Annotated in this window: 15 protein-coding genes and 1 tRNA gene; 5 read left to right on the top strand and 11 right to left on the bottom strand. The window is 49.0% G+C overall.

From position 1 onward, the window contains the following. Positions 1-32 precede the first annotated feature (32 nt). Both AOY24_RS25135 and yccA read right to left on the bottom strand, forming a co-directional pair. A protein-coding gene (locus AOY24_RS25135; RefSeq protein WP_099433379.1) for an IS3 family transposase occupies positions 33-1,396 on the bottom strand; the annotation gives its coding sequence in 2 pieces (ribosomal slippage) (positions 33-928 and positions 928-1,396; 1,365 coding nt in all). Between the two features lie 231 nt (positions 1,397-1,627). Next, positions 1,628-2,287 (bottom strand): FtsH protease modulator YccA, encoded by a 660-nt coding sequence (gene yccA, locus AOY24_RS22345; RefSeq protein WP_012905355.1) that lies wholly within the window; start codon positions 2,285-2,287, stop codon positions 1,628-1,630. Positions 2,288-2,561: 274 nt separating this feature from the next. On the opposite strand from yccA, the gene AOY24_RS22340 reads away from it, so the two are divergent. Then, positions 2,562-2,649 (top strand) — tRNA-Ser (locus AOY24_RS22340). 103 nt (positions 2,650-2,752) lie between these two features. Here the strand turns inward: AOY24_RS22340 and AOY24_RS22335 are convergent. The 9 genes from AOY24_RS22335 to AOY24_RS22305 form a co-directional block, all read right to left on the bottom strand. Continuing rightward, positions 2,753-3,781, bottom strand: coding sequence for a tyrosine-type recombinase/integrase (locus AOY24_RS22335; protein WP_043001974.1), 1,029 nt, complete (start codon positions 3,779-3,781; stop codon positions 2,753-2,755). Continuing rightward, positions 3,720-3,998 carry a DUF4224 domain-containing protein gene (locus AOY24_RS24360; protein WP_072031732.1) on the bottom strand — a complete coding sequence of 93 codons (279 nt, stop codon included), beginning with the start codon at positions 3,996-3,998 and terminating at the stop codon, positions 3,720-3,722. Before AOY24_RS24360 ends, AOY24_RS22335 begins: the two co-directional genes overlap by 62 nt. Before the next feature lie 69 nt (positions 3,999-4,067). Next, a complete protein-coding gene (locus tag AOY24_RS22330) occupies positions 4,068-6,287 on the bottom strand; it encodes an exonuclease (protein ID WP_054177404.1) in 2,220 nt (739 codons plus the stop codon). A gap of 141 nt (positions 6,288-6,428) precedes the next feature. Next, the gene (locus AOY24_RS22325; protein WP_229233519.1) at positions 6,429-6,767 is read right to left on the bottom strand and encodes an Rrf2 family transcriptional regulator; all 339 of its coding nucleotides are present in this window, start codon (positions 6,765-6,767) and stop codon (positions 6,429-6,431) included. Further along, a complete protein-coding gene (locus tag AOY24_RS22320) occupies positions 6,767-7,105 on the bottom strand; it encodes a hypothetical protein (RefSeq protein WP_054177403.1) in 339 nt (112 codons plus the stop codon). The genes AOY24_RS22325 and AOY24_RS22320 overlap by 1 nt, the downstream gene beginning before the upstream one ends. Positions 7,106-7,255: 150 nt before the next feature. After that, complete coding sequence (locus AOY24_RS22315; RefSeq protein ID WP_054177402.1) at positions 7,256-7,456, bottom strand: DUF1482 family protein; 201 nt, start codon at positions 7,454-7,456, stop codon at positions 7,256-7,258. Continuing rightward, on the bottom strand, positions 7,453-7,584 hold the full coding sequence (locus AOY24_RS25560; protein WP_255352597.1) for a hypothetical protein: 132 nt from the start codon (positions 7,582-7,584) through the stop codon (positions 7,453-7,455). The genes AOY24_RS22315 and AOY24_RS25560 overlap by 4 nt, the downstream gene beginning before the upstream one ends. Before the next feature lies 1 nt (position 7,585). Next, positions 7,586-7,810 (bottom strand): hypothetical protein, encoded by a 225-nt coding sequence (locus AOY24_RS22310; RefSeq protein ID WP_043001144.1) that lies wholly within the window; start codon positions 7,808-7,810, stop codon positions 7,586-7,588. A 296-nt stretch (positions 7,811-8,106) separates the two neighbouring features. Next, on the bottom strand, positions 8,107-8,487 hold the full coding sequence (locus AOY24_RS22305; protein ID WP_054177401.1) for a helix-turn-helix domain-containing protein: 381 nt from the start codon (positions 8,485-8,487) through the stop codon (positions 8,107-8,109). A 113-nt stretch (positions 8,488-8,600) separates the two neighbouring features. Between AOY24_RS22305 and AOY24_RS22300 the strand changes: the two genes are divergently transcribed. Genes AOY24_RS22300 through AOY24_RS22285 form a run of 4 tightly spaced genes read left to right on the top strand, consistent with a single transcriptional unit; the run spans position 8,601 to position 10,981 of the window. Further along, entirely contained in the window at positions 8,601-8,813 is a 213-nt protein-coding gene (locus AOY24_RS22300; RefSeq protein WP_054177400.1) for a helix-turn-helix transcriptional regulator, read from the top strand. 2 nt (positions 8,814-8,815) lie between these two features. After that, positions 8,816-9,370, top strand: coding sequence for a toxin YdaT family protein (locus tag AOY24_RS22295; RefSeq protein WP_054177399.1), 555 nt, complete (start codon positions 8,816-8,818; stop codon positions 9,368-9,370). Positions 9,371-9,417: 47 nt separating this feature from the next. Continuing rightward, positions 9,418-10,524 carry a DnaT-like ssDNA-binding domain-containing protein gene (locus AOY24_RS25130; RefSeq protein ID WP_152967227.1) on the top strand — a complete coding sequence of 369 codons (1,107 nt, stop codon included), beginning with the start codon at positions 9,418-9,420 and terminating at the stop codon, positions 10,522-10,524. Further along, entirely contained in the window at positions 10,436-10,981 is a 546-nt protein-coding gene (locus AOY24_RS22285; protein WP_152967228.1) for a replication protein P, read from the top strand. The genes AOY24_RS25130 and AOY24_RS22285 overlap by 89 nt, the downstream gene beginning before the upstream one ends. The last annotated feature ends 2 nt before the right edge of the window (positions 10,982-10,983 follow it).

The raw sequence follows: 10,983 nt of genomic DNA, 5'->3' as shown, positions 1-10,983 counted from the left end.
TGGACTGACCCCATAAATCTGGACAGTTTATATTAAGCGGCCTTCAGAGCCTGGGCCCGGTACTCTACCGGACTCAGGCCTTTTAGTTTCAGGCTTATCCGCTCGTTGTTGTAGTAACGGATATAATCCTCTATCGCCTTCCTCAGTTCGCTGATATTGCTGAACTGACTCAGGTAAAAACACTCCGATTTCAGCGTCCCGAAGAAGTTTTCCATCACGGCATTATCCAGACAGTTTCCTTTTCGGGACATACTTTGCGTCATGCCCTGCGCCTTTAACTTTGCCTGATAGCCTGCCATCCGATATTGCCAGCCCTGATCTGTGTGCAGCAAGGGGGCGTCGTCTGGTCCGAGCTTTAAGAACGCATCCCGCAGCATGGTATTAACCATCTCCATCACCGGCCTTTCCGACAGGCTGTAGGAGATTATTTCCCGGTTAAAAAGATCGAGTACCGGCGACAGGTACAGCTTTTTACCCTGCAGCGAGAACTCTGTAACATCCGTAACCCATTTTTCATTGGCTTTTGATGCACTGAAGTTCCTGCTCAGGATATTGGGGGCTGCCTTGCCTGTTTCCCCCTTCCATGAGCGGTATTTCTTCGCCCTTATCAGAGACCGGAGCGACAGCTCTGTCATCAGCCGCTGCACGGTTTTATGGTTCACCAGCAGACCCTGCTTTCTCAGCGAAAGCGTGATCCTGCGGTAGCCATAACGGCCTTTGTGCCAGGCGTATATCTCACGGATTTTATCTTTCAGCCCGGCATGCCTGTCCACCTGCTTCAGGGCATTCATATTGTAATACCATGTACTGCGGGACATGCCTGCCGCGCGCAGGAGGTCTCGCAGAGCGTGCTTATGCCTCAGTTCACTGATTATCAGGGCTTGCTGCCGTTTTTTTCGCTCTGAACCAAGGCCTTCAACTTTTTTAGATAGGCATTCTCTGCCCGCAGGTAACGGAGTTCAGCCCGGAGTTCTTCGGGGGAGAGTTTTTCCAGTTCTTTATCTGTAGGGGATGGGGGGATTTTTTGTTTTGTCATTTTTCCAGGCCGTCCGCGTTGAATGTTTAGCAGTCCTTCCGCTCCGGCATCGTTGTACACGCAGACCCAGTGTCGGACAAGCGTTTCTGCAGAGAGATTAAACCGGGCAGCTGCTTCACGCATCGTCAGGTGGTCACGGATAACCGCCCGGACGACGACGAGTTTAAATTCAGCTGAATGATGTTTATTTTTCCCTGACAGCCCTTCCATACCGTGGAGTTGCCACGCCCTGACCCAGCGACGGACGGAAGTTCTTTCAACACCAAAACGGTCGGCTGTACGCTCTTCTCCGTCTTTTCCGGACAAATAATGATTAACCACAGCCAGTTTTGTTTCAGGGGAATATTTTGGCTTTGCCATAAAAAACTGCACCTTACTCAGTTGAGTGTCCAACTTTTGGGGTGCAGTCCAGAGGGATGACAGGGCTCATCACAATACCGGACAAGCAGAGATCACCTCATTAAAAACCTGGAAAATCAATTCATGGATTTTCGGCTGATAACCACAAAGATGGAAAAACCACGTTTTTTCCTTCTTTGTCAGTAGTCTCAGCCCCGCATAAGCGGGGCCGGGTGTCATGCCGGATTGCCGTTAATCGCGGCTGGCGAAGCCCAAAATGCTGAGCAGGCTGACAAAGATGTTGTACAGCGAAACGTAGAGGCTAACCGTTGCGCGGATGTAGTTGGTTTCACCGCCACGGATGATGTTGCTGGTTTCAAACAGGATTGCGCCTGAAGAAATCAGGATAAACACCGCGCTGATCGCCAGGTGCAGCGCTGGCAGTTGCAGGAAGATGTTAGCAACCATACCAATCAGTACCACCACAATACCGGCCATCAGCATGCCGCCGAGGAAGGACATGTCTTTGCGGGTGGTCAGCACGTAGGCGGAGCAGCAGAAAAACACCAGCGCGGTGCCGCCCAGCGCCATCCCGATCACGTCGCCCATTCCAGCGGACAGGTAAGCGTTCAGAATCGGCCCAAGGATATAACCGAGGAAACCAGTGAAGGCAAACGCGGAAATAATACCGCTTGGCTTGTTCGCCGTTTTATAGGTCAGGAACATCAGCCCGTACATCCCCACCAGCGTCAGAATCAGACCCGGAGAAGGCAGCATCAGCACGGTGCTGGCGGTGGCGGTGATCGCCGAAAATGCCAGCGTCAGGCTCAGCAGAAAATAGGTATTACGCAGTACTTTGTGCGTGCTAAGTAGCGATGTACGGTCATGTGATGAACTAACAATACGATCCATGAGTCACTCTCTTATGACAGATGTAATTAATGATGGAGGATAATGAAAACACAGACGACGACACAGCGCTTTTACCCATCTTTACTCATTTGATCTAAATCAGGTTTCATCGTGGGTAACAGTGAATAGCTGATAAAGCATGAGTATTGTGCTGAATAAATGGTCAATCTGTTGTTATTTCAGGCTATTAACAACATTTTGACTGTTTTTCAGGCAAACGAACACATTCGGGCTTTACACGGCGCATCGGGATGTTTATAGTGCGCCTCATTCCGGAAGTGTGGCCGAGCGGTTGAAGGCACCGGTCTTGAAAACCGGCGACCCGAAAGGGTTCCAGAGTTCGAATCTCTGCGCTTCCGCCAGATTAAAAAAAGGGGTTACCGAAAGGTAACCCCTTTGTTTTTTTGGCTGTTGGTATAGTGTTGGTATATTCACTTGGTATATTTCCCCATACAGCCAATGAAATCAGTCATCTTTTTTCATCATCGGGATGTCCAGTGTTGGTGAAATTTTAACCCTTCTGTCATAGGTCACAACCTGGCTTTCGGTCATGTGCCCACTGAACAATTGCTTCTCCTTACTGCTTCCCTCGTAATCAGAAATTGCTTTGGCTTTGATATCGTGAAATGTTCCCGGTATGTTCCTTCCAAGTTTTATCGCTGCTGCTTTTTTGGCGTTATTCCACCAGGTGTTGAATGTTTTTTTATTCATTTTTCCGCCGCTGGGGGACGGAATCACGTAACCTTCCGATGATTTATTTGCAAGGCTCCTGCTTGCCAAAGCAACTGCCGCCTGTAAGCGCGGAGTCCACTTCTTGATCTGTTTCTTTCCTGTTTTGTTCTGTTCAATAAAAATACCGTCTGCGCGTAGATCACGTATTTTTAAATCAAATACATCCCCCTCGCGCGCTGCGCAAAGATAAGAGATTTCCATTGCCACCTGGACTTCCACTCGGGCGTTTTCATAAATGGCTAAATAGTCCTCGTCAGGGATGTAAACGTCACGATCAACAAGGGTAAACTTACGAATTCCTCGGCATGGATTACCCTTCACGTAACCACGTTCAAATCCCCATCCAAAAACGCGGGACATACTGGACACTTCCTGGTTAGCCTGGTTCTTACTGGACATACCGCGTTGATCCATATAGATCCTGACCTGCTCGATTTTTATCGCATCAGCTTTCATTTTTCCGAAAACTGCCAGCAACTTTTTCTGGTGTTGCCTGTAATCTGACTGGGTACGTTGTGCCAGATCCGTAAAAGACGGACTGTCGAGAAAAATCCCCCAGAGTTTTGCGAATGTCATTACGTCATGACGTTTTGCTTTTTCTTCCTCATAGCGTTGCCAGAGTTTGGAAATGCTGGTATCCCTTATTTTCCCCAGCGTTATGCTGAGTTTCGTTCCTTTCGGCTTCCAGACGTAGCTGTACTTATTTTTGGTAACCCGCGGAGGCAGATGCGCGTCCTTTGGATTCTTGCGTGGTCTTCCCATAAATGGCGTCGAAGTCGGGTTCAGTTGCAACATACTCGTCAACCTTTGGTAATTCAGTCGTATTTGGTGCCAGATTCCGACGCAGAACAATCGGCCTGTTCTTCCCGTCTGTAGTAAATGGGATCCCATGGCAACGCAGCTGGCGCTGTTGTTCTGTATATCGTCTGTAACCCGTTATTTCTGCAATTTCCACTGGTGACAGTGTGAGTTCATACATGGCTATCACCTCAGATAGCCAGCCGGTAAAATTTAACCGGCTGGTGGTCGTTATTCTGAATATCAAAAATCAGTTTGCAGTCAGACGCTGCCAGATTGCTGACACGTATTTGACCTGATGTCGGGCATCAGAAAGCGCGTTGTGCATGTCACCTTCAAACGGGATGTCAAAGCGTGGATTGATACCCACAGATTTACCCAATTCGACCATGGTCCTTACATCCCTGTCATTCCAGTACGGAACAGGGAAGGGGGTATCTGTTAATGCAAATGCACGGCGAAGAATGACATTATCAAAAGAGCATCCATTACCCCATAACTGAACTGTGCGGCAACCGTTAGCAGCGTTTTCAGCTATGAAGTCGGCCAGAAGTTCGAGGGTTTCAAGCAGCCCCATTGCATCATCAACAAGAATTGCAGAACGAGCTTCCGGTGATTGTTTTAACCACCACTCGATTGTCGACGCATCGGGTTTCATGCCAAACGACATAGATGATTCAAGTCTGACGACCTGGTAAAACTCGGCACCAGTGTTGCCAGAAGAAGGATCGAAAAATACGCCACCGATAGAGACTATTGCGGCATCAGGAACGCAGCCCATAGTTTCCATATCAACCATTAAGTGGGAATAAAGTTTGTCAGGCTTTTGTTCAGCAATTTGATGAACGGATTCATTATTTATTGCATCTGTTTGCTCACCAGAAGCATCAGCGCTTTCATCTGGCATAGTTGTTGTTTCGCCCTGAGACACTTCATTACCAGTTTGGGCTTCATTGTTGATAACCTCTTCCATCTGCACATCACTGGTGGCTTCCTCATTGTTATCTGATTTTATTTTTTCTTCAGCTGAGTGCTGGCGAACCTGGTCGACAGCAGATAGTGGTTGCGCTGGTGGCGTGTTAACCAGGCTGTCTATGGAAAAGACACCATTGCCGTGGTTTTCGATGTTCGGTTGCACAGCGCGGGACCGGGCTTCAGTGACGAGTTTATTACCAACAAAGGCATATTCTTCGCCCACCCCATCAGGGATCGTGGTTTCATTTTTACCGTTGATGGCATCGTGAACCGCGTCAAGGGTTGCCGACGCAGAATTAATCTGACGGGAAGCCGCAAGAGTATCAGCAGTCGGTTTTTCGTGATTGCTTTCTGCCAGGTTCGCGCTAATGTATCGGCGCAAACTATCCGGGAAGTTATGAACTTTTTCGCCAGCACCGCGAATGAGTGCAAAGATTGCAGCCCTTGAATAGTCAAGAATACCTGGAGTGGCGCGAAGAGCAGAGGACCATTCTTTCCATGGGCTCTCTTTTTTAGTGATGATTTCTTTAGCACGTCGATGGATGGATAGCGGTATATTGTAAATATCAAAATCCATCGGCAATGTGGCCGCGGCAATTTCGTAATCCAGCGTTTCCAGGGTGTGAATGTAGTCAGGGTTTCGGTCAGTCTTAATTCCACCTCCTGCGTTAGCGCCACCGGAAGTTCTCTGAATGCAGGACAGGCGATTACCGTTAGCCCACTCCTTCGTTAGAAGCCCGCGGTCAATATGTTCTGTATTAAACCAGGCATTAAGGAACTGAATAACGCTTGCCAGTTCTGGCGTTTTTCTGTCGACAGGGAATACTGTTTTTACCGAAATCACTGCCTTCCAGATATCAACTTCATTGGCTTTCTTGAATGATTCAACATTCTCTGCCGCGAGCAGAAGGTTCTGGATATATGAATTATCCTGATCCAGTTCCAGGGCGATAATTTCTTTTTTCTGCTCTTCGTCGACGTGATACATATACTCACCGCCGCCAATGTGCTGCGCCAGTACGCGATGTCGGAATGACATGGTCGGTACAGCCGTTAACTTTGGGTATTCTGGGTGAGAGTCTTTCCCTTCAGTAAAATCCTGCTCGTGTTGAATACTTTCATTAACCTCGGGGACCGCATCATTGGCTGGTTGTTCGCCCGCTGTCAGTACGGTAGATTCTGGCTCTGCTGGCTCTGCTGGTGCTTCGGCTACCACTATTTTTTTCCAGGTTAAACCATCCTCGCCAAGCTCGTAACGATCACACCATGTGTCATCCAGCGTACCTTCTTCAGGCAGATCGTCGACAACAAACCAGTTAGTGCGTATTGGCAACTGGTGGTCAGCACCACGTCCAACTTCGATCCCGGAATCTTCCAGAAGGTTGAGAATTTCGCGTTCAGCGCGCGAGTCTGATTTTGCAGAGAACCAACAAAAGAGGCTTTTTGAGTCAGTCGCTTTGGCTTTGGCTTTGATGATATACGCATATGTGTTCATTGCGTTCGGGCTCCTTAAGGTTGTAAGATACCCGGCAGCTGATGATTGCCGCCTGTGGTAGTGGTCATTGGTCAAAACTCGTTCCGGAAAGCTTTGGTCGGCTGACCGGGTACTTAACCCGCCTTGCGCGGGTTTTGTGCTTTATGGGGCCGGGGATTTCCCTTGCGACAGCTGCGCGATGGGGACCCACTCCAGAGCATTCAGCACAGGTTCGAACGAATCCGGCGTGTGTGTAACGGCGCGAACGACATCAGCAACGCTGGGGTTCATTTTTTTGAGATGGTATCCACCACCAGCACCGCGTTGGCTGGTAACAATGTCGCTGCGGCGAAGCCTTGAAAAAATCTGTTCCAGGTAGGATACAGACAGCTTTGTTTCTTTACTGATGGAGGCAACAGACACGGCTTTCCCGCAGTACATCCTGTTCAGGATTGCCACGGTCTGGACAGATGCCACAACACGCTTCATTCCAAATTCCATTACGCATCCTTAGTCGGTTCGCGACCGTAACCGGGATTATCCCTGAGAGCATTCTGTAAAACAGGGATTGCCTCGCTGTGTGGCAACGTCAGTGCCAGTTTGATTGCCGTTGCGAATGTTTCGGCAGTCAGTTCGAATTTTCTGGCCAGTTGAACTGTCTCATCGAGCTGTTCGCCAATCGCTTCCATTTCAAAGTTGTGTTCCGTCCAGACTTCCCCCAGAACGTCATCTTCCACTTCATCACGCAGGGCTTCTTTGACTTCGAGGACAGGTAAAATACCAATCAGTTGCTCTGCAGGTGCGGTACTGAATCTCAATGCCAGTTCGTTTGCTGACATAAAAGCCTCCAGAAAAAGGCCCGCCACGGGACGGGCAAAGTAGATTCTCAACTTAACCAGAACAGGTCTTCGTCTCCTGTTTGGTTACGATGGCAGTATTACCATCACGATGCCCCGTGCACTGGGCATCAGGCTGGCAACAGCCATTGGTCAAAACTCGTTAAAAAAAGTGGCAGGCTGTTGGTCGTCAGCCGGAATAATCGCTTCAACTGGATAGCAGTTTGTGACGCTACTTTGTTCACTTGCTGCCGACAGACACTCTCTTTCACTTCCAAAAACACCAATAACAGCTTCCTGGTAATCACCGTTTGTCATAGCGAGCGTCAGCACTAATGCGTACAGAGTGTTCATTTGTTAGCTACCTTTGCGCTATTACCATCTTTCAGAATGCGCCACAGGAAACGCAGTGGAGCGGTAAATGCATTCCCGCGAACGGCCTGGATGCGTGCTGGCTGACGTGCGAAATCAATCATTTTCATTTCACCCTCTGCGATGACTGTTTTTAATGTCATTCCAGTATTGAAAAGTGCATGGAATGTTTGCATCCATAACTGCCTGCGTTGCCGCAATGATGTTTGCATGCCAGGTTACGCAGACAGTTGATCGCATCTGTACATAACGCAGTGACGGATCCGCCTTATTCATCAACATCCCAGCGCGTGCTGCATCGCTGGAGCTTTCAAAGCTAAAAATAACCTCACTCATGATTTATCCCTCTGCTTGCCGTTATCGCCCGGCTGGCGGAACGTTTGAAACCTGCTGCGCATGTCTGTTTGTCATCTCATCCGGTGTTTCGTATGCCGCCGGCAGCTACTTCGTGGGCGTCCTGCCTGGATGACTCATTTCATACTGTGTTTATAGTTAAACCCATAACGTGCTTATTTGTCAACACGACATGTGTTTTATTGCGAGAGGCTAATGACAATGTGGGCGGTAGAAGAGGGAGGGCATAAAAAAACCAGCCTGAGCGGCTGGTTTAAGTGTTTAAAAGGTGGATTAGGTTATTCGTCAGCAGGCTTGAACCTTCCCCGCAAATACTTTTCAACATACTCATCAATTTCCTTCAGGCGAAGTTGAAATGTATCGATCATTCGGTCTTGCTCTGACTCTGGTAACTGATCAAAAAGGGCAATTAATTTGCGATGCTTGGGGGTGAGCCATGACTCAGCATGGTCATCGCCAAACATCAACTCAGCCGGGTTGATCCCGAGAGCATTAGATATTGTTAAAGCGTCATCAACGCCAATATTACGACGACCAGCCTCATAGTTTCCGATGCGCGATTGAGCCCACCCGCATAACTCAGCGAGTTTTGCTTGCGACATATTTTTTTGTTCACGCATCTGCTTCAAACGAGCAGCGATTGTAGTGTTTATGTTCATAAGTAACTTTTACCACGTTGCGTGTTATCGCTCAAAAAACGTTTCGTCTTGACTTTCTAACACGAGATGTGTTTAATTCCGTTAAACACCAGACGTGAGGACAAGATGACAAGATGAATAACATCGCCAAAGAACGGCAGGCGCTTGGGTTAACTCAAGAGCAATTAGCCAAATTGTTTGGATGGCGCCAGTCAAGGATCTCAAATTATGAGAATGGCACCCGCCAGCCTGGATTACCAGAATGCCGACTGATCGTTGAGAAGCTCAATGAATTAGGTTGCGTTTGCACTCTTGATAGCGTTTTCCCGCCAGAAAGCGAGGTTTAAAAATGCACCCCTTAACGTACTCACATCATAACCAACGGATCACAGCTCCGCTGAAAACTCAAAATCAGATTGAGCCGCGGCGCCGTGATTCATTTCGCTGCCGGGCCATTTTTGAAGCCGTTCGTGAGTGGGAAAACACTTTGCCTGGGCAGGCCCAGGAAAAGATAGCGCAGCTGGTGGCCGAGCAATGGGGGAGAGAGGGCGGTCGCGGAATATCTGTAAACAAACAGAACCTGTTCCGGTATCTGAAAAACGAGACTAACTCCAACAAATACACGGGCTATGTCATGCAGCTCTCTCACGCAATTTCGGCTGTGATGCCGATTGAGATCGCGAGAAAGCATGGATTACGACAGGGAAAAACTGAATGTGAGCTGGTGGCGAGCGCGATTAAGGAATGCAGTGACGCTCATCAGGCCAAGCTGCTTGGCGCGCCGCTGCACAAGCTTGAAAAAGAGATCCGCGAGGCAGCTATAGCACTATTCAACATGTTGCCAGTTGATGCGGCTGGACCACTACTGGCGAGTATCAGCGCCGTAGCGCCGCAATTTTTTTAACGAGTTTTGACCAATGATTTTTACGTCGATAATCCGCGAGGTGAGTTATGCCTAATCCTTTGCCTAAGGCTATGCCAAAGAGTAAGGCAAACAATGAGCCTTACCGCAAGGTAAAGATCACCATGTGGGATGATCCAAAATTCCGCGCGCTATCTGCTTTATTGCCGAGTGGACAGAGCCTTTTTATCTATCTGCTGACGGGACCGTTTACGGGGATCATCCCGGGGTTGTACAAGGCGGGAAGGGCTGCGATGGCTGAAGAACTAGGGTGGAATGTCGAAGCCTTCGACTTAGCCTTAGGCGAAGCCATAGCCTTAGGTATGGTGAAAGCCGACCTGAAAGCCAGAGTTTTTTGGTTGCCTAATGCTGTCAAACATAACCCTCCAGCATCAGTAAATGTGATCAAATCATGGGCTAGATCATACGAATTATTGCCTGACTGCCCACTGAAACTAGAAGCGTTCGAATCCCTGAAATCAGCCTGTTACGGGGTTTCCGAGGCTATGGGTATGGCTTTTGATAAGGCTTTCGCTTTGCCTAAGGATAAGGCAAAGGCTTTGGCATCAGGTATCCAGAGATCAGTAAGCAGTAAACAGATCTTAAACCCCTCTCTTAACGCGGGCGCGAATGAAAATTCCGGTGGGCATACCCAACCGGAAGACCCAACCCCACCCAGATACCTGGATGGCGTATCAGAACCGATCGGCAAGTTCAGCATGAGCGACACCTGGTTGCCGTCTGAAGATTTTCGGCAACGTGCTGCACAGTGGGGGATTCTGCTGCCAGAGCCTGATTACCTTGACACTGAGCTAGCCGAATTCTCGGCGTACTGGGGATCGGAGGGGAAAGTGTTCACCCAGATCCAGTGGGAACAAAAATTCGCCCGGCATGTTGTGCTGGTGAGAACGAAAAAACAACCGGTAACCGGAGGTGACAGCAATGTGGGAACACGACCAGAACCGACAGCATCCAGAGCTGTTCAGCAAATTCAGTCAGCCCACGCAGAATGGCGGCGCCGTAACGGACTTGATGGCGACGGAAACAGCGTGGCGACTATGGCAGGTGATGGGGGAAATATTCTCGAACCGCTGGACGCAGAAGAATGGGGCAGAACCATCGACTCTGTGGATCGCTCAGATAGGTTCAATGACTGATGCCCAAATCAGTCTGGTGTGTCAGCAGTGCATGGAGCGTTGTGCCGTCGGGAACACCTGGCCTCCTGACCTGGCTGAATTCGTATCTTTGGTTTCTGACAGTGGAGCTAATCCTTTTGGTCTCACGTCAGACCAGGTGATGGATGAATACCGACGCTGGCGAAATGAGTCGTATCGATATGCCGGAAGTGACAAATATCCGTGGCCACAACCAGTGCTGTATCACGTTTGCATTGAAATGCGCAGAACTGGTGTTGAACGGCAGATGACAGAGGGGGAATTAAAAAAACTGGCTGAAAAATTACTCACTAAGTGGACGAAGCACGTCAAAAACGGCATGTCAGTTCCGCCGATTCGCCGCCAACTGGCTGCGCCACATCATCCGGCAGGGCCAACACCTGCACAGGTACTGATGGACGAGTACAAACGCCGTAAAGCGGCAGGTTTAATCAACTAAAA

It is taken from the genome of Citrobacter sp. CtB7.12 (genome assembly GCF_001297795.1).
GTDB lineage: Bacteria > Pseudomonadota > Gammaproteobacteria > Enterobacterales > Enterobacteriaceae > Citrobacter_A > Citrobacter_A amalonaticus.
This window is presented reverse-complemented; position numbering and strand designations above follow the sequence as displayed.

What these genes read in the sequence shown, in the direction of transcription:
- AOY24_RS24360 (WP_072031732.1), bottom strand. Translation starts at nt 3,998, where the DNA reads ATGTATGAACTCACACTGTCACCAGTGGAAATTGCAGAAATAACGGGT.
- AOY24_RS22305 (WP_054177401.1), bottom strand. Translation starts at nt 8,487, where the DNA reads ATGAACATAAACACTACAATCGCTGCTCGTTTGAAGCAGATGCGTGAA.
- AOY24_RS22330 (WP_054177404.1), bottom strand. Translation starts at nt 6,287, where the DNA reads ATGAACACATATGCGTATATCATCAAAGCCAAAGCCAAAGCGACTGAC.
- AOY24_RS25560 (WP_255352597.1), bottom strand. Translation starts at nt 7,584, where the DNA reads ATGAAAATGATTGATTTCGCACGTCAGCCAGCACGCATCCAGGCCGTT.
- AOY24_RS22300 (WP_054177400.1), top strand. Translation starts at nt 8,601, where the DNA reads ATGAATAACATCGCCAAAGAACGGCAGGCGCTTGGGTTAACTCAAGAG.
- AOY24_RS22310 (WP_043001144.1), bottom strand. Translation starts at nt 7,810, where the DNA reads ATGAGTGAGGTTATTTTTAGCTTTGAAAGCTCCAGCGATGCAGCACGC.
- AOY24_RS25130 (WP_152967227.1), top strand. Translation starts at nt 9,418, where the DNA reads ATGCCTAATCCTTTGCCTAAGGCTATGCCAAAGAGTAAGGCAAACAAT.
- AOY24_RS22315 (WP_054177402.1), bottom strand. Translation starts at nt 7,456, where the DNA reads ATGAACACTCTGTACGCATTAGTGCTGACGCTCGCTATGACAAACGGT.
- AOY24_RS22325 (WP_229233519.1), bottom strand. Translation starts at nt 6,767, where the DNA reads ATGGAATTTGGAATGAAGCGTGTTGTGGCATCTGTCCAGACCGTGGCA.
- AOY24_RS22320 (WP_054177403.1), bottom strand. Translation starts at nt 7,105, where the DNA reads ATGTCAGCAAACGAACTGGCATTGAGATTCAGTACCGCACCTGCAGAG.
- AOY24_RS22295 (WP_054177399.1), top strand. Translation starts at nt 8,816, where the DNA reads ATGCACCCCTTAACGTACTCACATCATAACCAACGGATCACAGCTCCG.
- AOY24_RS22335 (WP_043001974.1), bottom strand. Translation starts at nt 3,781, where the DNA reads ATGGGAAGACCACGCAAGAATCCAAAGGACGCGCATCTGCCTCCGCGG.
- yccA (WP_012905355.1), bottom strand. Translation starts at nt 2,287, where the DNA reads ATGGATCGTATTGTTAGTTCATCACATGACCGTACATCGCTACTTAGC.
- AOY24_RS22285 (WP_152967228.1), top strand. Translation starts at nt 10,436, where the DNA reads ATGGGGGAAATATTCTCGAACCGCTGGACGCAGAAGAATGGGGCAGAA.